We start from the raw sequence: 18988 nt of genomic DNA on the forward strand, positions 1-18988 counted from the left end.
ACCGTGGGCGGGGCATGCCTCGCCCACGGTGTTTAACGCTTATCCACCACCATTTTCACCGCCAGGCCGGCCAGTACCGTACCCATCAGCCAGCGCTGGGCTTTCTGCCAGCCGGGACGGGTGGCGAGGAAAGTCGCGATAGTGCCAGCCGCAAACACAATCATCGCGTTCACCAGCATGCTGGTGGCAATCTGGGTAAAGCCCAGCGTCAGCGACTGCGCCAGCACGTTGCCCTGTTCGGGATGGATAAACTGCGGCAGCAGCGTCAGATAGATCACCGCCGTTTTTGGATTGAGCAGGTTGGTCAGTAGCCCCATGGAAAACAGCTTGCGCGGGCTGTCCGGCGGCAGGTCGCGCAGCTGGAAGGGCGATTTTCCGCCGAAGATCGCCTGCCATGCCATCCACAGCAGATACGCGGCTCCGGCAATACGCAGCGCGTCATACGCCAGCGGCACCGCCATCAGCAGCGCGGTAATCCCCAGCGCCGCGCACAGCATATAAAACATAAAGCCCAGCGCCACCCCACACAGTGAGATGTACCCGGCTTTGCGCCCCTGACAAAGGGAGCGCGAGATCAGGTAAATCATATTCGGGCCGGGTGTCAGCACCATGCCAAGAGCAACGGCGGCAAAGGGTAAAAGCTGAGAGAGCGTGACCATTTCAACCGCCTGTTAAGTTGTTAAACGCGTAGCGTATCGTCACCGTAAGCCACCCACTTATAGGTGGTCAGGGCCTCAAGCCCCATCGGGCCGCGCGCGTGCAGCTTCTGGGTACTGACCGCCACTTCCGCGCCGAGGCCAAACTGGCCGCCGTCGGTAAAGCGGGTGCTGGCATTCACATAGACTGCAGAGGAATCGACTTCGTTAACGAAACGGTCAGCGTTCCCGATGGTGCGCGTCAGGATCGCGTCCGAGTGTTGAGTACCGTACTCACGAATATGGGCAATGCCCTCATCCAGCGAGTCCACCAGCCTGACGTTGAGGTCGAGCGCCAGCCACTCATCGCGGTACTGCTCTTCGGTGACCGCACTGACGCTGGCCGGGCCAGCCTGCAACAGCGGCAGGGAGCGCGGATCGGCATGCAGCGCGATACCTTCAGCCGCCATGCGGGCGCTGAGTGCAGGCAGGAAGGTATCGGCAATGGCCGCGTCGATCAGCAGCGTTTCCACCGAGTTACAGGCGCTCGGACGCTGCTTCTTGGCGTTAACGATCACGCGCAGTGCCGCTTCCAGCTCAATGCTGCGATCCACGTAGATATGGCAGACGCCGATACCGCCGGTGATCACCGGAATAGTAGACTGCTCGCGGCACAGCTTGTGCAGCCCTGCCCCACCGCGTGGGATCAGCATATCGACATAGCGGTCGAGCTTCAGCAGCTGGTTCACCAGCTCACGGTCCGGGCTTTCTATCGCCTGCACCGCACCCGCAGGCAGGCCGTGCTGTTGCAGCGCGTCCTGAATGACGCGAACCGTTGCAGCGTTGGTACGATACGTCTCTTTGCCGCCGCGCAGGATCACGGCATTACCGGTTTTCAGGCACAGGCTGGCGACATCAACGGTCACATTGGGCCGCGCTTCATAAATCACCCCGACCACGCCCAGCGGCACCCGGCGGCGTTCAATACGCAACCCGCTGTCCAGCTTACCGCCGTCGATCAACACGCCCACCGGATCGGCCAGACGGCACACCTGACGCACGTCATCAGCGATCCCTTTCAGGCGGGCCTGATCCAGCATCAGACGATCGAGCAGCGCCGCACTCATGCCGTTCTGGCGCGCATCGGCAAGATCACGTTCGTTGGCCGCAAGGATTGACGCACTCTGCGCTTCCAGACGGTCGGCAATGGTCATCAGTACCTGGTTTTTCTGCGCGGTGGAAAGCACCGACAGCTGATACGAAGCGGCTTTTGCCGCCTTACCCATTTGTTCAAGCATGAACTCTGTCCTTAAGAAACAATCATATCGTCACGGTGGATCGCCACCGGACCATATTCATAACCTAAAATTTCACCGATCTGCTGGGAGTGATGCCCGGCGATCATACGCATGGCATCGCTGTTATAGCGCGAGACGCCGTGGGCGACATCGCGCCCCTGCAGGCTGCGAATACGGATCACCTCGCCCCTGGAGAAATTACCGCTGATCTCACGAATCCCTTTAGGCAACAGCGAGCTGCCGCGCTCGAGAATGGCCGAGAGCGCCCCGTCATCCACCACCAGCTCACCGGCCGGAGGTGCGCCAAAGATCCAGCGTTTGCGGTTCTCAAGCGGAGTCTCAAAGGCATGGAAGCGTGTCCCTACCGGGTTGGCGGCAATCACATCGCCAATCACACCGGGACGGCTGCCCGCTGCAATAATCGTTTCAATACCAGCACGGCAGGCGACATCGGCCGCCTGCAGCTTGGTCGCCATCCCGCCAGTCCCCAGGCCGGAAACACTGTCACCGGCAAGCGCGCGCAGCGCATCGTCAATACCGTGTACATCGCGGATCAGCTCCGCGTCAGGGTTATTGCGCGGATCGGCGGTAAACAGCCCCGGCTGGTCGGTCAGCAGCAGCAGTTTATCGGCTCCGGCAAGGATCGCCGCCAGCGCCGACAGGTTATCGTTATCACCCACCTTAATTTCGGCGGTGGCTACCGCGTCATTCTCGTTGATGACAGGAACAATATGGTTGTCCAGCAGCGCGCGCATGGTGTCGCGGGCGTTAAGAAAACGCTCACGATCTTCCAGGTCAGCGCGGGTCAGCAGCATCTGGCCGATGTGAATACCGTAGATGGAAAACAGCTGTTCCCACAGTTGGATCAGACGGCTCTGCCCCACCGCAGCCAGCAGCTGCTTTGAGGCGATGGTCGGGGGCAGTTCGGGATAGCCGAGATGTTCACGCCCGGCCGCCATCGCGCCCGAGGTCACAATCACTATGCGGTGTCCCGCAGCGTGTTGCTGGGCGCACTGACGCACCAGCTCCACAATATGGGCCCGATTCAGCCGACGCGATCCGCCGGTCAGTACGCTGGTCCCCAGTTTTACCACCAGGGTCTGGCTGCTGCTCATTATTTCCTGCCATGTCGTAAAAAAAGAGTACAAAGAAACGTTTTAGCAGGTGTGGTGGCTGAAGCCAACAGCCAGTAAGGGAAAAGGACGAAAAAGCCGTGACCACTTGCTAGTCTAAAAGTTCGCAATTAACAATAAATGTTGAAAAGTGTAATAAAAGTTTAATACCAAAAGGGTAAAAAGTCCGTGCTTCGAACAGAGCCTTCGGGCCGTTCATAAATTTTACTCTTTCGGGATTGATTGAAAATGATGAAGAAAAGCGCACTGGCAATCTTAACCGCAGCTCTGGCTCTGTCCACCGCTGCACAAGCCGCAGAAGTCTATAACAAAGACGGCAATAAGCTGGATTTCTACGGCAAAGTTAAAGCAATGCGTTATTTGAGCGATGCAGATACCAATGCCAGCAACAACGCTGACAAATCTTACACCCGTATCGGCTTCAAAGGTCAGACCCAGATTAACGACCAGCTGACCGGTTACGGCCAGTGGGAATACAACTTCAGCCTGAGCAACTCCGAAAGCGCTGACGCTCAGTCAGGCAACAAAACCCGTCTGGGCTTTGCCGGTCTGAAACTGAAAGATTTTGGCTCCATCGACTACGGCCGTAACTACGGTGTGATTTATGATGTGGAAGCCTGGACCGATATGATGCCTGAGTTCGGCGGCACCGGTTATACCCGCGCTGACACCTATATGCTGACCCGCGGTAACGGCATGCTGACCTACCGCAATAACGACTTCTTCGGCATGGTTGATGGCCTGAAGTTTGCCTTGCAGTATCAGGGTAAAAACGATGCCTCCACAACGCGTAACGGCAACGTGTCTAACGGTGACGGCTATGGCGCCTCTGTGGCCTATACCATCATTGATGGCCTGAGCATTAACGGTGCGGTGTCTTCTTCTAATCGCCTGATTGGTACGTCTCAGAAAGATAACCAGTACGGTTCAGGTGACAAAGCTGAAGCCTGGGCAACCGGTCTGAAATATGACAACAACGGTGTTTACCTGGCCACCACCTATGCTGAAACCCGCAATATGAACCCGATTTCCGTACCGGGCAGCTTCAGCGGCAGCGCAACAAGCCAGAACGGTTATGCTAACAAAGTACAGAACATTGAAGTGGTTGCGCAGTATCAGTTCGATTTCGGCCTGCGTCCGTCCCTCGCCTACGTGCAGACCAAAGCCAAAGATGTTGAGAACGGTGTCGGTGATGCGGATATGGTGAAATTTGTCGATGTGGGTGCGACTTACTACTTCAACAAAAACATGTCGACCTTCGTGGATTACAAAATCAACCTGCTGAATGATGACAATAAACTGGCTGTGAACACCGACGACATCGTTGCCGTTGGCATGATGTACCAGTTCTAATCTGTTTTAACGCTGTAACACGCCACTGCTGCAGCGATAACTGATTTACCCCTCGTTATGTGTCTAAAAAAAAGGCTGGAGCAATCCAGCCTTTTCCTTTATTCCGCACCCGCTGTTAATCGGTCAGCTTGACCGGCTGATCGGCAAATCCCTCAGCCGGGATCAGACCCAGCTCAATCTCTGCCAGCTGCGCTTTCAAACGCACATGAAAATTACGTAACGTCTCTTCAAGACGGGCATTGTTATCCTTACCCTTCACCGTACTCGGCTTCCAGTTGCCCTCTTTGTCGAACAGGCCAAAATGGTATTCATAGGTGAAATGGTCGCTCTGGGCTTCCAGTTCCATCCACCAGCCCCAGAACTCACGCAGTTCCGGCTCGGGTTTCACATTGACGCAAACGGCCAGGCAGTCGAAAAAGAAGCGGTTGCCTTCACACTTTCCTTCACGGATGTAAGGACCTAAAGAGTGAAAGCGCTTAATCAGCCGCCCCTTAGGATGTCCACTCGGTAACGTCATCGTTTAACTCCTTAAGTTGAGCCTATAGGTGTAGCAAACTATTGAATTTTAGCAACTCAGGTCTCTAATTGTTTTGCCAGCCAGTCGCAGATATCACGCAGACCCTGGTCAAAATTCGCCATTGCAGGCGAAGTATTAATTTTTAACAGCCGTCCGGCGCTGGAAGAGCGGGTGATAAGACGCGACTCCTCCTCCGGGCTGAAGGGATCATGGGCCCAGTAGCCGGACAGCATTGGCGTCGGACAGCGGCGGCCCAGCAACCCCTGAATCTTCAGTGAAAAACGGCTCAGTTCAATACGCAGCGCGCTGTCAGAGGTGCCGGACATCCCCAGCCGGCTGGCCAGCATGTCCATATACATCTCAGGTACGCGATCCTGCAAAGTCGTATCGCTCAGCAGGCTGTGGACCACTGGCCCCAGGCAGGCAACGCCGCGCAGGCGATGACTCTCCAGATACGCCAGCCTGACGGCCACATTGGCTCCAAAACGGAAACCAAAGGCGGCCACGCGGGTATGATCCACCCAGGCAATATTTTCCAGCTGACGCAGCACCTGCTGATGCAGAAAGCTGGAGTCCTGGGTCAGCTTCCATTTGGCAGAAAAGCCCACTGATGGCATATCCAGCGTCAGCATGGCAATGCCGCGCGGGGCGAGATAGTCGTGGAACAGACGGTAATGGTCGCTTTGCAGAGCATCAAGGCTGCCACACAGCAAAACGGTCGGGTACGGCGCTTTGACCTCAGGCGGCATATGCAGGAACCCGGTTACCGGGCTGCCGCCGGGAATGGCAAACTCCAGCTCTTTCAGCTCACCGGGCAGGCGGTTCGTCGCCTCCTGATAGGCACGGCTGGCCAGCAGCTGTGCCTGCTCAGCCAGCTCATCTTCTTTGAGATGCGGATAACCCGCCACGCTGTAGAGATGTGCCGCGTGCAGCCAGTGCTCCCCCGCCAGCGCATCATCCTGGCATTCACTGGCCTTCTGCTGCCACAGTGCAGCCTGCTTTGACCACTCGTAAATCCAGTTGCCGCCACGATAGCCAATCACCGTATCCAGCAGCTGGTCATCGGTATGCTCAACGGTACAGGCGGCAATACGCGCCAGCACCTCGCTCACCTCCTGTGGTGTCAGGCCACGCCAGGACCACAACAGGCGGTTGATCATGCGATACCAGCCAGCATGGGTTTCACCGTCCAGCGTGGAGTGGATGCTTAACGGGCGGTGGTGATGCACACGTCGCACCAGCGATGAGGTTTCCGGATGTTTAAAACGCGGCTTGAAAAGTTCTTCGCTGAGATTTTTCGGCGACATAACTGGGAGGTCCTCCGGCGTACGGGTAGCATTTGAGTCTACCGTAGCAGGGGGGTTCACGCGAAGGGTAAAAACAGACGTGCCCGACAGAATCGGGCACGTTTTGATCTGAACAGGCTAATTAGCGCTGATTGGCGGCAGAAAAAATCAGCCTTTCACCAGCGGTGGCAGATAGGCAATGCCCATATCCCATGGCTGTTCGATCCAGGTGTTCTGCGGAATATCGATGACATAATCATCCACCAGCGGGCGACCAGCCGGTTTCGCGAAGATAGTGACAAAGCGCGCTTTAGGGTACATATCGCGGATCGCCTGCGCGGTGCCGCCGGTATCCACCAGATCGTCGATAACGATAAAACCTTCACCGTCGCCTTCTGCACGCTTCAGCACGGTCATCTCGCGCTGATTATCATGGTCATAGCTGGAGATACAAACGGTATCCACATGGCGGATACACAGCTCGCGCGCCAGCAGTGCAGCAGGCACCAGGCCACCACGACTGACGGCAATAATGCCTTTCCACTGATCGGCTGGCAGCAGGCGCGCGGCCAGTTTACGGGCATGGATTTGCAGCATGTCCCAGGTGACGACGTATTTTTCACTCATTAAAAGAATCCCGGCCAACTATATTGGCTTAAAAATGTGCAAGGGGAGCGGTTGCGCGGAATTATAGTGATCTGAGGCACTAAAAACCAGCCCGCCTGGCCCTGTCGCCCCCTTTTTTCGTGGCACAGCGTGAGCATCAGCCTGAAAACGGTGATATTCTTTTGCCATCGCGTCAGATTCGCTGGCGGGAATTTTCCAATCGATATCAATGCATGCCTGCTGCCTGCGCGGCAGAAAGGTGATGCTGACACAGGAGAGTGATCGTGTCCGAATTATCCCAGTTATCCCCGCAGCCGCTGTGGGATATTTTTGCCAAAATCTGCTCTATTCCCCACCCTTCTTATCATGAAGAGCAGCTGGCTGCCCATATCATTGCCTGGGCAACAGAACAGGGTCTCTGGAACGAACGCGACGAGGTGGGCAACATCCTGATTCGTAAACCGGCCACGCCGGGTTATGAAAACCGTAAACCGGTGGCTCTCCAGGCGCACCTGGATATGGTCCCGCAGAAAAATAACGATACGGTTCACGACTTCACTAAAGACCCGATCCAGCCGTGGGTAGATGGCGAATGGGTGAAAGCCCGTGGCACCACGCTGGGGGCTGATAACGGCATTGGTATGGCCTCTGCGCTGGCGGTGCTGGCCGACAACAGCCTGGAACATGGTCCGCTGGAAGTGCTGCTGACCATGACCGAAGAAACCGGTATGGCCGGGGCATTCGGTTTACAGGCGGGCTGGCTTCAGGCCGATATTTTGATCAACACCGATTCGGAAGAAGAAGGTGAGATCTACATGGGCTGTGCCGGTGGCATCGACTTTACCAGCACCCTGGCGCTGACCCGTGAAGCGGTTCCGGCAGGCTATCAGACGGTAAAACTGACCCTGAAAGGTCTGAAAGGCGGGCACTCCGGCTGTGATATTCACGTCGGTCTGGGCAACGCCAACAAGCTGCTGGCGCGTTTCCTGTTCAGCCACGCCCGCGAACTTGACCTGCGTCTGGTCGACTTTACCGGCGGTACGCTGCGTAATGCGATCCCGCGCGAAGCCTTCGCCACGCTGGCCGTTCCGGCAGCCAGTCTCGACAAGCTGAAGTCACTGGCGGCAGGCTATCTGTTGACGCTGCAAAATGAACTGAGCCTGAAAGAGAAGAACATCGCCGTCGTTGTGGAAGACCTCGCCCACGCGGAGCAGGCGCTGAGTGCTGCCAGCCGCGATACCTTCATCGCTCTGCTGAACAGCACCCCGAATGGCGTGATCCGCAACTCTGACGTGATGAAAGGCGTGGTGGAAACCTCTCTGAATGTCGGAGTGGTCAGCATTGACGGTAATGAGGCGAAGATTAACTGCCTGATCCGTTCCCTGATCGACAGCGGCAAAGACTCTGTGGTGGAAATGCTCACCGCGCTCGGCCAGCTTGCCGGGGCAAAAACCCTCGCTAAAGGCAGCTATCCTGGCTGGCAGCCGGACGCCAGCTCGCCGGTCATGGCGCTGGTGCGTGAAACCTATGAAACACTGTTTAATAAGACGCCGAACATTCAGGTGATCCACGCCGGTCTGGAGTGCGGGCTGTTTAAAGAGCCGTACCCGCAGATGGATATGGTGTCGATTGGGCCGACCATCACCGGACCACACTCGCCGGATGAGCAGGTGCACATTGCCAGCGTCGGTCTTTACTGGCAGCTGCTGACCGCTCTGCTGAAGGCCATTCCGGTTAAATAACCCGACGCAACGGGCGGACTGTAGGGGCCGATCATTTTTTTCGATCGGCCCGAATGACCCATTCGCTCCTTTTACAACCCCAGCAACAGCTGCCGCTCCAGCTGCGGGTCCAGCAGCGTAACGTGCAGCCCCACCAGCCTGACGCCGCGTCCGGCGCGCCTTTCGTCCCAGCTTTTACGCGCCACCTCAATCAGGTCCGCTTTATTCAGCATCGGCCAGACATGTTCCTGAGTGGTCTGCTGGAAATCAGTAAATTTCAGCTTTACCCCCTGGCGGGCGATCTGCCGGTCCGGCTTGATTTTACTCAGCCGCCTGTCCAGCTCATCATATAATCTGTCGATAATCTCCAGGCACTCTTCCCACTGATGGATATCCTCCGACAGGGTGCGCTCCACGCCGAGCGATTTACGCTCGCGACTGGTGATAACGGCACGGTCATCGATGCCATTACAGCGTTCCCATAAAACACGTCCGAATTTGCCAAAGCGTTTTAACAGCGTTGCCAGGTCGGTTTTCTGCACGTCAGCGCAGGTGGTCAGCCCCAGCTCTTCTAACTTTCTGGCCGTGACTTTTCCCACGCCGGGGATCTTTGCCAGCGGCAGGCCGGTGAGGAAATCAGCCATCTCCGGCGGGGTGATGACAAACTGGCCGTTGGGCTTATTGATATCGGAGGCGATTTTTGCCAGAAATTTGATCGGAGCCACCCCGGCCGACGCGGTGAGATTCAGCTCCCGCTGAATCGTATCGCGGATCTCGCGTGCGATTAACGTCGCCGACCCGTGGCAGTGCTGGCTGTCTGTCACATCCAGATAGGCCTCATCGAGCGACAGGGGTTCAATCAGAGAGGTAAAACGGGTGAAGATTTCACGGATATGGGCGCTGGCTTCTTTATAGGCTTCATAGCGGCCGGGAATGACCGTCAGATGCGGGCAGAGCTTGAGCGCCATGGCGGTAGACATCGCGCTGTGTACGCCAAATTTTCGTGCCGGATAGTTGGCCGTGCTAATCACACCGCGCTGCTTTTCACTGCCGCCAATCGCGATCGGGATATCGCGCAGGCTGGGATTATCGCGCATTTCCACTGCGGCAAAGAAGCAGTCCATATCAACGTGAATGATTTTACGCATAACCCCTCCGACAATACTGGATAAGTATACAGTCAAATTATCAGAGTTCAATACGCCAGAAAACGTGCATTAAATGAGGTTTTTATCCTTCACCGTCTTGATAAAAAAATAGACAATGCTAAGGTGACGCAGCGATAGCGGAATCGTCCTATATTGCAAGTAACAGACGCCTGACGGCGTTGCTTCCAACCCCTACATTTCAAGGGAACCAGAATGGGCAAAATCGCACTGCTGTTTGCGATGATTTTTCTGCCAGCCGTTGTTTTTGCCAGCGTACCGGATTCGGTTACACCCCTGGCCCCGGTAAGCAAAGAGTTAAAGAAACAATTACTCGGCACTCCCGTGTATCTGCAAATCTTCAAAGAAGAGCGCACGCTGGAGCTGTACGGCAAAATCGGCAATGAGTTCCGCCTGCTCAACAGTTACCGCATCTGTAACTTCTCTGGCGGGCTTGGGCCTAAGCGCGTTCAGGGCGATTTTAAAAGCCCGGAAGGGTTTTATAACGTGGGGCTTTCTCAGCTGAAGCCTGACAGTCGTTTTTACCGTGCGATTAACGTCGGTTTTCCTAACGAATACGATCGTCAGCAGGGGTATCAGGGCAAGTATCTGATGATCCACGGCAACTGCGTGTCAATCGGCTGCTATGCAATGACCGATGCCTATATGGACGAAATTTATCACTATGTGGAAGCCGCGCTGCGCAACGGCCAGCCGCGCGTTGAGGTGAGTATTTATCCGTTCCGCATGACCGAAAGCAACATGCAGCGTCACCGTTACTCGACTTACATTAATTTCTGGAAACAGCTGCAGCCCGGTTATACCCAGTTCGTACAGACTAAGCAGCCACCGGCGGTCAGCGTCAGCGATGGCAAGTACGTTTTGAGCCGCCCGCTGGCGGGCAACTCAGGTGCACCCGATTCAGCTCTGGCGCTCACCCAGGCAAAATAACGCCCATTCACCTGGCTCAATCTTGTGCCAGGTTTCATTCGCCGTCAGCGGCTGAGTGGCCACGACAGTCACCACGTCATTGGGCGTGGTCTGTTTCTGAAAATCAATTTCCACATCCTGATCCAGCAGCTTGGCTTTGCCGAACGGCGCGCGCCGGGTGATCCAGAACAGATTGGTCGAACAGAACGCCATCAGATAACGACCGTCTGACAGCAGCATGTTAAACACCCCTTTCTCACGCATCTCTGACGCCAGTTCAGCAATATAGCGGAACACCGCAGGCCAGTTACCGGGCGTGCGCGGGTAACGCGTTGTCAGCTTATGTAACAGCCAGCAGAACGCCAGTTCACTGTCGGTTTCACCAATTGGCCGGAACGGGCCGGTATCAAGATTTTTATAGCCTTTCAGCTGACCATTATGCGCGTAAGTCCAGTTACGCCCCCACAGTTCGCGGGTAAAGGGATGGGTATTTTCCAGCGACACTTCGCCCCGGTTCGCCTGGCGGATATGCGCCACCACCGAACAGGATTTGATCGGGTATTCCTGCACCAGACGGGCAATCGGAGACTGATAACTGGGTTGCGGATCTTTAAAAGTACGGCAGCCCTTCCCTTCGTAAAAGGTAATACCCCAGCCATCTTTATGCGGGCCCGTTCCGCCACCGCGCTGCACCAGCCCGGTAAAGCTAAAACAGATATCCGTCGGGACGTTCGCGCTCATCCCCAGTAGTTCGCACACAGGATTACCTCATTAGGGGGCCACCGTATGATGGCCCGGCAGGATTAGGCTTTAATCATCTCTTTTTCGATGAGCAACATTAAGATATGGATGACTTTAATGTGAATTTCCTGAATGCGGTCTGCATAGCCAAAGTGCGGTACGCGGATTTCCACGTCGGCCACGCCGTCCATTTTCCCACCGTCTTTACCGGTCAGGGTGATCACTTTCATCCCTTTCGCGCGCGCGGCTTCCACGGCTTTAATGATGTTGGCGGAGTTGCCTGAGGTGGAGATCCCCAGCAGAACATCCCCGGCACTGCCCACGGCTTCAATATAGCGTGAGAACACGAAATCGTAGCCGAAGTCGTTGCTGACGCAGGACAGGTGGCTGACATCGGAAATAGCAATCGCCGGGTAGCCCGGACGGTTTTCACGGTAACGGCCGGTCAGCTCTTCAGCAAAATGCATCGCATCGCAGTGTGATCCGCCATTACCACAGGAGAGTACCTTCCCGCCCGCTTTGAATGAATCAGCCAGTAAAACAGCCGCACGCTGGATAGCGTCGATGTTTGCCTCTTCACTTAGAAATTTATTCAGCGTGTCTGCCGCTTCGTTCAGCTCGGCGCGAATGATGTCCTGATACATAGAGGGATGTCCTTTGTAGGAAAGAGTTACCGACGGAGTTTATCAACTTGCCGCAGAGCCGGGAAGCGATCTCCCGGAGGGACAGAGGGATTAACGCCTGGTGCCCCCGCTTTGTGAGCCAGGTTGTAATTATTATGTAAACAGATTGCACCAAACGCTGTGGTAATCTAAACATATACCAACAGGTCGGACCTCTTACTACTTACGGAGCACACGTTATGATGGTTCTCAGTATTGTGGCGACGATCGTGCTGATCGGCGCCCTGTTTTATCACCGCGTAAACCTGCTGGCCTCCAGCGCAGTGCTGTTAATCTGGACGGCTGCTCTCGGCGTTGCCGGGCTGTGGACGTTATGGATGCTGGTGCCGCTGGTGCTTATCCTGCTGCCGTTTACGCTGACCTCGCTGCGTCGTTCGCTGATGTCAAAACCGACGCTGGCCACCTTCCGCAAGGTGATGCCGCCGATGTCACGCACGGAGAAAGAAGCCATCGACGCCGGGACCACCTGGTGGGAAGGCGATCTGTTCCGCGGCACCCCGGACTGGAAAAAACTGCACGCCTATCCGCAGCCGCGCCTGACGCCGGAAGAACAGGCGTTTATTGACGGTCCGGTCGAAGAAGCCTGCCGCATGGCAAATGATTTCCAGATCACCCATGAAATGGCCGATCTGCCGCCGGAGCTGTGGGCGTATCTGAAACAGCATCGCTTCTTCGCTATGATCATTAAGAAAGAGTACGGTGGCCTGGAGTTCTCGGCTTACGCTCAGGCGCGCGTGTTGCAAAAACTGGCGGGTGTTTCCGGTATTCTGGCTATCACCGTGGGCGTACCTAACTCCCTCGGCCCCGGTGAGCTGTTACAACACTACGGCACCGAAGCGCAGAAAAATCACTACCTGCCGCGTCTGGCCAGAGGTCAGGAGATCCCCTGCTTTGCACTGACCAGCCCGGAAGCAGGCTCGGATGCGGGGGCTATTCCGGATGTCGGCGTCGTCTGTATGGGCGAGTGGCAGGGTCAGCAGGTGCTGGGTATGCGTCTCACCTGGAACAAACGCTATATTACCCTGGCGCCTATCGCTACCGTGCTCGGCCTGGCGTTTAAACTCTCCGATCCTGACCACCTGCTGGGTGACACCGAAGAGCTGGGTATTACCTGTGCGCTGATCCCTACGCAGACGCCGGGCGTCGAAATTGGTCAGCGCCACTTCCCGCTCAACGTACCGTTCCAGAACGGCCCGACGCGCGGCAAGGATATCTTTGTACCGATTGACTATATCATCGGCGGTCCGGAAATGGCCGGTCAGGGCTGGCGCATGCTGGTTGAGTGCCTGTCTGTTGGCCGCGGGATCACCCTGCCGTCCAACTCTACCGGCAGCCTGAAAAGCATCGCGCTGGCGATTGGCGCCTATGCTCATATTCGCCGTCAGTTCCGCCTGCCAATTGGCAAAATGGAAGGTATTGAGGAGCCGCTGGCGCGTATTGCCGGTAATGCCTACGTCATGGATGCCGCCGCCACGCTTATCACCAGCGGCATTATGCTCGGTGAAAAACCGGCGGTGCTGTCGGCTATCGTGAAATATCACTGTACCCATCGCGGCCAGCGGGCGATTGTCGATGCCATGGATATTGCCGGGGGTAAAGGCATTATGCTCGGTAACAGCAACTTCCTCGCCCGTGCTTATCAGGGCGCACCCATTGCTATTACCGTGGAAGGGGCAAACATTCTCACCCGTAGCATGATTATCTTCGGTCAGGGGGCAATCCGTTGCCATCCTTACGTACTGGAGGAGATGGCGGCGGCGCAGAGTAATAATCTGGCGGCCTTTGACAAGGCACTGTTCAGCCATATTGGCCATGTCGGCAGCAATACCATGCGCAGCCTGTGGCTGGGGTTAACCGGCGGGCTGACCAGCGCCTCGCCAACCCGCGATGCTACCCGTCGTTACTACCAGCATCTCAACCGTATCAGTGCCAACCTTGCGCTACTGTCGGACGTCTCGATGTCGGTGCTGGGCGGCAGTCTGAAACGCCGTGAGCGCATCTCTGCGCGTCTGGGTGACATCCTCAGCCAGCTCTATCTGGCGTCGGCTGCGCTGAAACGCTACGAAGATGAAGGCCGTAACGAAGCCGATCTGCCGCTGCTGCACTGGGGCGTGCAGGACGCACTGAATCAGGCAGAAACGGCGATGGACGATCTGCTGCGTAACTTCCCGAATCGCCTGGTGGCGGGTCTGGTACGCGTCATGGTGTTCCCGACCGGTCGTCACAGCCGCGCGCCGTCCGACAGACTCGACCATCAGCTGGCGCATATTCTGCAGGTGCCGTCGGCAACGCGTACCCGCCTGGGACGCGGCCAGTATCTGACACCGAGCGAGCATAACCCGGCAGGTCAGATGGAGGAGGCATTACAGCATGTGATGGCCGCAGAGGCGATTCACGATCGCCTGTGTAAGCAGCAGAAAAAACATCTGTCCTTTACCCGCCTGGATGCACTGGCCGTCGAAGGGTTACAGGAAGGCTGGGTGACACAGGAAGAGGCCGACGTGCTGATCCGTGCCGAAGCCAGTCGTCTGCGCTCTATTAACGTCGATGAATTTGCTGCCGATGCGCTGGCGACTCAGCCGGTAAAAGAGCAGCCGCCGCAGCGAAAGGTTGAAGCGGCCTAAAACAAACGGGGCGACCATCTGGTCGCCCCGTTTTACATTCAGCCGTTCTGGCGGATACGCGCAATCAGCGCGTCACTATCCGGGATATGGTCAGCCAGCAGGATCAGACTGCGCCCCAGCGTGATGGCCTGACGCACGCATTCAATACGCATCGCTTCATCTGCAATCGTCTTGATATCCGCCACCTGCGACATGCCCACGGTACGGCGAATCAGTTCGGTGCCGCAGTAGCCGATGGTATCGCGCCACACCTTACGCAGAAACTCATGCGAATAACCGGATACCGCCAGGGCCCGATCGCGGCTCTTTTCTGCCGCCAGCGCCAGAAAACGCTGGCTGAAGCTCAACCACACTTCACGCACATCGTTAAGCCGATTTTCGCGCGCGGCCGCCGCCTCACGCGGAGGCAGCAGCCCCGGTGCCGCGCAGTAGCCGATCAGCAGATTGCCCAGCGCACTGCCGATATCAAAGCCTATCGGACCGTAGAAACCGAATTCCGCATCAATCACCTTCAGACGATTTTCCGCCACAAAGATCGAACCGCTGTGGACGTCACCATGCAGCAGCGCTTCGGCGTGAGAGTAGAAACGGTGCTTCAGCCCTCCCACGGCCACACGCAGCTCAGCGTCATCGCGCAGAGAGGCCGCCAGCGGTTCCAGATCGCGCGGATAGGCATTACGCTCGTGGATTTCATACGGCTCATTGAAGAACAGCTCTTCGGTGATATCGCACAGCTCCGGATTGGTAAAACGGATCACATCCGCTTTTTTCTGGTACGGATGCTGGAAGAAGTCGGAGGTATGAAACAGGGTCTGGGCCAGGTATTCACCCAACTGGGCTGCCGCCTGTGGATATTCAACGCCGCGCACCAGCTCGCTGCGCCAGATAGCATGATCGGAGAGGTCTTCCATCACCATCACCGCCAGTTCCGGATCATAGTGCAGGATATTAACCGTATGCTGCGGGCAGACTTTGCCGTGTTCGATCAGCACTTCTGCTTCCAGCCGCGCACGGTCGAGGGTCAGAGGCCAGGACTCGCCCACACAGCGAACGTAGGGCAGCGCCTGTTTCACAATAATCCGGCTGACGCCTGAGGTATCGAAAATTTTGAACACCAGGTTGAGGTTACCATCGCCCACTTCCTGCGAATCAACCAGCGTCTCGGGATTATCCACGCCGCCAAACTGGCGAGCATATTCCACGGCATCCGCTGCGGTGAACGTACGGTATTGCGACATTGACCTGCCCCCCAAAATAAGACATGTTTCGATATAATAAGCCGTTCAGACGTCTATACATCCGTCAGCCATGTTGGCACAATATGACGCATTAAAGCAACCAGGATTTAACTTATGCAAACACTCAGCACCACCAGCTTACAGGTTCGTGACAATCAGCTCTGGATCCTCGACCAGCAGGCCCTGCCGCAGCAGAAAATCTGGTGCCCGACGCCGGACGTTGCCGAACTGGTGGGTCACATCAAAGCGCTGCGCGTGCGCGGTGCGCCGCTGATTGGGCTGTCAGCCAGCCTGCTGCTGGCGCTGCTGGCTGAAAACGGCATGGCAAAACCCGCGCTGGCAGAGGCGCTGGAGGTGCTGCGGGCTTCACGACCGACAGCGGTTAACCTGATGAATAATCTGGACCGTATGAAGCTGGCGCTGGCGCAGGAGGATTTCGTCAGCGCGCTGGGTGCGGAAGCGCTGCGGTTAATCGACGAAGATAAAGCCCTGTGCGACAGCATTGCCGCCGCCGGAAGTGCGCTAATCGCCCCCGGCAGTCGTCTGCTGACCCATTGCAATACCGGCGGGCTGGCCACCGCAGGCGTCGGCACCGCGCTGGGCGCGATCGCTCGCGGCTGGACGGAGGGCACGGTCAGCAGCGTCTGGGTCGGTGAAACCCGCCCACTGTTGCAGGGTGGCCGTCTGACGGCATGGGAGCTGGGAGAACTGGGTGTTCCTTATCAGCTGATCTGCGATTCGATGGCCGCCAGTCTGATGGCCAGAGGAGAGGTGGACGCTGTATGGGTCGGTGCCGACCGCATTGCGGCCAACGGTGACGTGGCAAACAAAATTGGCACTTACAGTCTGGCGGTGCTGGCGAAGCATCACCACATTCCTTTCTACGTGGCGGCACCTCACACCACTCTGGATCGCGAATGCCCGGACGGCGACGCCATCCCGATTGAACAGCGCGCCGCCCGGGAAGTGATGGGCGTGGCCGGTAGCTTCGGTGACGTGCAGTGGGCACCGGAAGAGGCGCAGGTGTATAACCCGGCGTTTGACGTCACGCCAGCGTCACTGATTAGCGGTTGGGTACTGGATACCGGCGTGGTGACACCGGAGGATGTGATAGCGGGCGTTTTCCAGCCACGGCGTTAATTTACGACACGGGTCGACCGTAAAAAAGGGTCGCCCCCTACAGGTATTGTAGGGGCTGACCTTCTTTTCGGTCAGCCCGCAAGAATAACGGCGATTATGGCAAACGCGGATAGGCATCGGCGATGGTATCGCCGGTAAACTTCGCCACCCAACCTTCCTGGTTGTCGAAAATACGGATGGCGGTAAAGTTCGGCGACGACCCCATATCGAACCAGTGCGGGGTGCCCGCCGGGACAGAAATCAGGTCGTTCTTCTCGCACAGGATCTGGAAGATATGCCCGTCCAGATGCAGACAGAACAGCCCCGCGCCTTCGACAAAGAAACGCACTTCATCTTCACCGTGAGTATGTTCAGAGAGAAATTTGCTGCGCAGCACCTCTTTCTGCGGATTGTCAGCACGCATGCTGATGACATCCCAGCTCTGATAGCCCTTCTCTGCCACCAGGCGGTCAATCGCGTGCTGGTAGGCTTTGATTACCGTGTCAGCATCCGGGTTTTCCCCCAGTTCGCGGTCCGCTTCCCAGCGCTCGAAGCGCACCTCTTTCGCCTTCAGTTTGTCAGCAATCTCTGAGGCATCGGTGCTGTGCCAGACCGGGGTGGTTGCTTCGCTATCGGTAAAAATCGTCAGTGCACTCATGAGTTCAACAGTTCCTGGTTAATCTGATCAAAACCTGACACCTGGCGATGACGGCTTTCAGTATCCGCTTCGCCGCGTATTAACTGCACGGTGTTCCAGCCAGCATCCTGTGCCGCGTCCAGCTCCTGATGAATATCGGATAAGAACAGCAGTTCCTCTGCGGGTAAACCAATCTGGCTGGCAATGGTGCGGTAAGCTTCCACTTCGCGCTTGGCCCCGACGTGGGTGTCAAAGTAGCCACTAAACAGTTCAGTGATATCACCGGCGTCGCTGTAGCCAAATAACAATTTCTGCGCAGCTACGGAGCCAGATGAATAAACATACAGCGCCAGCCCCTGCTGCTGCCACTGTTTTAACGCCGGCAGCACGTCGGCATAAAGATGGCCGGTAAAGTTGCCCTGCTCATAGCCCGCGCGCCAGATCATGCCCTGCAGCGCCTTCAGGGCGGTGGATTTGCGGTCCTGATCCATAAACCCGAACAGGACATCCACCAGCTCGTCTGGCGTTGCCTGCGGGTGATTAATCTCCGCGCGCAGATCGTCGAGGGCCTGCGCCACGGCGGGTTGCCGCTGATGTTCAGCAATAAAGCCCGGCAGATGCTGACGCGCATACGGGAACAGGACGTTATGGACAAAGCGAATATCGCTGGTAGTCCCTTCAATATCGGTGACGATAGCGCGGATCATGATTTCTCCAGAACGCGGCGTTGTAATTCACACTGGAAGAGGAATTCCAGCCCTTCAAGATGGCGGCGCGCCTCACTGACATCCTGACCCCAGCAGGTCAGCCCGTGGCCGCGCAGCAGAAAACCATAACGCAGGGGCGTATGCCCGGCAAACTGTTCAATACGCTGCGCCAGTCCGTCAATATCCTGATCGTTATCAAACAGCGCAATCGCCACGCTGTCCAGGTGCGAGGTCTGCCCGGCCAGCGTCTTCTGCATCTCATAGCCCTGCAGCGACAGCACCGCGCTTTTCTCCACCCGCGACAGCACGGTGGAGTTCACCGTGTGGGTATGAAGCACGGCTCCGGCCTCCGGGAACAGACGGTAAATCAGCGTGTGCAGCCCGGTTTCCGCCGACGGTTTACGGCCGGAAGGTACGCGGTTACTGGCAATCTCAACCTGGATAAAGTCGTCACGCGTCAGGCCGCCTTTATCTTTGCCAGATTCGCTCAGCAGGCAGAACTGTCCATCCTGGCGTACCGACATATTGCCACCGGTGGCAGGTGCCCAGCCGCGGGCACCAATCCAGTGACAGGCTTCAACTAATTGGTCTAACTGAGAGCGTTGCGTCATCTCT

The 18988-nt window shown here is 56.8% G+C and carries 18 protein-coding genes; 5 read left to right on the forward strand and 13 right to left on the reverse strand.

Annotation, left to right across the window (positions count from 1 at the left end):
* Window positions 1–32: 32 nt before the first annotated feature.
* The 3 genes from ABEH87_RS09665 to proB are packed head-to-tail and all read right to left on the reverse strand — an operon-like array spanning window position 33 to window position 3048.
* Window positions 33–659: a LysE family translocator gene (locus ABEH87_RS09665; protein ID WP_346576052.1), complete on the reverse strand. Its 627-nt coding sequence runs from the start codon at window positions 657–659 to the stop codon at window positions 33–35.
* A gap of 20 nt (window positions 660–679) precedes the next feature.
* Window positions 680–1933, reverse strand: coding sequence for a glutamate-5-semialdehyde dehydrogenase (gene proA, locus ABEH87_RS09670; RefSeq protein WP_346576054.1), 1254 nt, complete (start codon window positions 1931–1933; stop codon window positions 680–682).
* A gap of 11 nt (window positions 1934–1944) precedes the next feature.
* Window positions 1945–3048, reverse strand: a complete 1104-nt coding sequence (gene proB, locus ABEH87_RS09675; RefSeq protein WP_346576056.1) for a glutamate 5-kinase — start codon at window positions 3046–3048, stop codon at window positions 1945–1947.
* Window positions 3049–3294: 246 nt separating this feature from the next.
* On the opposite strand from proB, the gene ABEH87_RS09680 reads away from it, so the two are divergent.
* The gene (locus ABEH87_RS09680; protein ID WP_346576058.1) at window positions 3295–4419 is read left to right on the forward strand and encodes a porin; all 1125 of its coding nucleotides are present in this window, start codon (window positions 3295–3297) and stop codon (window positions 4417–4419) included.
* A gap of 115 nt (window positions 4420–4534) precedes the next feature.
* On the opposite strand, the gene crl is transcribed toward ABEH87_RS09680, so the two are convergent.
* From crl to gpt, 3 genes are all read right to left on the reverse strand, one after another.
* Window positions 4535–4936, reverse strand: coding sequence for a sigma factor-binding protein Crl (crl, locus tag ABEH87_RS09685; protein ID WP_346576060.1), 402 nt, complete (start codon window positions 4934–4936; stop codon window positions 4535–4537).
* A gap of 56 nt (window positions 4937–4992) precedes the next feature.
* The gene (gene frsA / locus ABEH87_RS09690) at window positions 4993–6243 is read right to left on the reverse strand and encodes an esterase FrsA (protein ID WP_346576062.1); all 1251 of its coding nucleotides are present in this window, start codon (window positions 6241–6243) and stop codon (window positions 4993–4995) included.
* A 147-nt stretch (window positions 6244–6390) separates the two neighbouring features.
* Window positions 6391–6849 (reverse strand): xanthine phosphoribosyltransferase, encoded by a 459-nt coding sequence (gpt, locus tag ABEH87_RS09695; RefSeq protein ID WP_346576064.1) that lies wholly within the window; start codon window positions 6847–6849, stop codon window positions 6391–6393.
* Window positions 6850–7112: 263 nt separating this feature from the next.
* Between gpt and pepD the strand changes: the two genes are divergently transcribed.
* A complete protein-coding gene (gene pepD / locus ABEH87_RS09700; RefSeq protein ID WP_346576066.1) occupies window positions 7113–8570 on the forward strand; it encodes a beta-Ala-His dipeptidase in 1458 nt (485 codons plus the stop codon).
* A gap of 71 nt (window positions 8571–8641) precedes the next feature.
* Here pepD and dinB read toward each other — a convergent pair whose 3' ends face one another.
* On the reverse strand, window positions 8642–9697 hold the full coding sequence (dinB, locus tag ABEH87_RS09705) for a DNA polymerase IV (protein WP_346576068.1): 1056 nt from the start codon (window positions 9695–9697) through the stop codon (window positions 8642–8644).
* 213 nt (window positions 9698–9910) lie between these two features.
* On the opposite strand from dinB, the gene dpaA reads away from it, so the two are divergent.
* The gene (gene dpaA, locus ABEH87_RS09710) at window positions 9911–10645 is read left to right on the forward strand and encodes a peptidoglycan meso-diaminopimelic acid protein amidase (RefSeq protein ID WP_346576070.1); all 735 of its coding nucleotides are present in this window, start codon (window positions 9911–9913) and stop codon (window positions 10643–10645) included.
* Here dpaA and ABEH87_RS09715 read toward each other — a convergent pair.
* Both ABEH87_RS09715 and lpcA read right to left on the reverse strand, forming a co-directional pair.
* Window positions 10616–11383: a class II glutamine amidotransferase gene (locus ABEH87_RS09715; protein ID WP_346576071.1), complete on the reverse strand. Its 768-nt coding sequence runs from the start codon at window positions 11381–11383 to the stop codon at window positions 10616–10618. The genes dpaA and ABEH87_RS09715 overlap by 30 nt on opposite strands.
* 44 nt (window positions 11384–11427) lie before the next feature.
* Entirely contained in the window at window positions 11428–12009 is a 582-nt protein-coding gene (lpcA, locus tag ABEH87_RS09720; protein ID WP_346576073.1) for a D-sedoheptulose 7-phosphate isomerase, read from the reverse strand.
* 218 nt (window positions 12010–12227) lie between these two features.
* Between lpcA and fadE the strand changes: the two genes are divergently transcribed.
* The gene (fadE, locus tag ABEH87_RS09725; protein WP_346576074.1) at window positions 12228–14672 is read left to right on the forward strand and encodes an acyl-CoA dehydrogenase FadE; all 2445 of its coding nucleotides are present in this window, start codon (window positions 12228–12230) and stop codon (window positions 14670–14672) included.
* Window positions 14673–14710: 38 nt separating this feature from the next.
* Here fadE and mtnK read toward each other — a convergent pair whose 3' ends face one another.
* Complete coding sequence (gene mtnK / locus ABEH87_RS09730) at window positions 14711–15910, reverse strand: S-methyl-5-thioribose kinase (protein WP_346576076.1); 1200 nt, start codon at window positions 15908–15910, stop codon at window positions 14711–14713.
* A gap of 114 nt (window positions 15911–16024) precedes the next feature.
* Between mtnK and mtnA the strand changes: the two genes are divergently transcribed.
* The gene (gene mtnA, locus ABEH87_RS09735; RefSeq protein WP_346576078.1) at window positions 16025–17050 is read left to right on the forward strand and encodes an S-methyl-5-thioribose-1-phosphate isomerase; all 1026 of its coding nucleotides are present in this window, start codon (window positions 16025–16027) and stop codon (window positions 17048–17050) included.
* A gap of 94 nt (window positions 17051–17144) precedes the next feature.
* Here the strand turns inward: mtnA and ABEH87_RS09740 are convergent, their stop codons facing one another.
* Genes ABEH87_RS09740 through ABEH87_RS09750 form a run of 3 tightly spaced genes read right to left on the reverse strand, consistent with a single transcriptional unit; the run spans window position 17145 to window position 18984 of the window.
* Window positions 17145–17687 carry an acireductone dioxygenase gene (locus ABEH87_RS09740; RefSeq protein WP_346576080.1) on the reverse strand — a complete coding sequence of 181 codons (543 nt, stop codon included), beginning with the start codon at window positions 17685–17687 and terminating at the stop codon, window positions 17145–17147.
* Window positions 17684–18373, reverse strand: coding sequence for an acireductone synthase (gene mtnC / locus ABEH87_RS09745; protein WP_346576081.1), 690 nt, complete (start codon window positions 18371–18373; stop codon window positions 17684–17686). The genes ABEH87_RS09740 and mtnC overlap by 4 nt, the downstream gene beginning before the upstream one ends.
* Complete coding sequence (locus tag ABEH87_RS09750; RefSeq protein ID WP_346576082.1) at window positions 18370–18984, reverse strand: methylthioribulose 1-phosphate dehydratase; 615 nt, start codon at window positions 18982–18984, stop codon at window positions 18370–18372. Before ABEH87_RS09750 ends, mtnC begins: the two co-directional genes overlap by 4 nt.
* Between the last annotated feature and the right edge of the window lie 4 nt (window positions 18985–18988).

The sequence above is a fragment of the Erwinia sp. Eh17-17 genome, from assembly GCF_039675725.1.
In the GTDB taxonomy this organism is placed as follows: domain Bacteria; phylum Pseudomonadota; class Gammaproteobacteria; order Enterobacterales; family Enterobacteriaceae; genus Erwinia.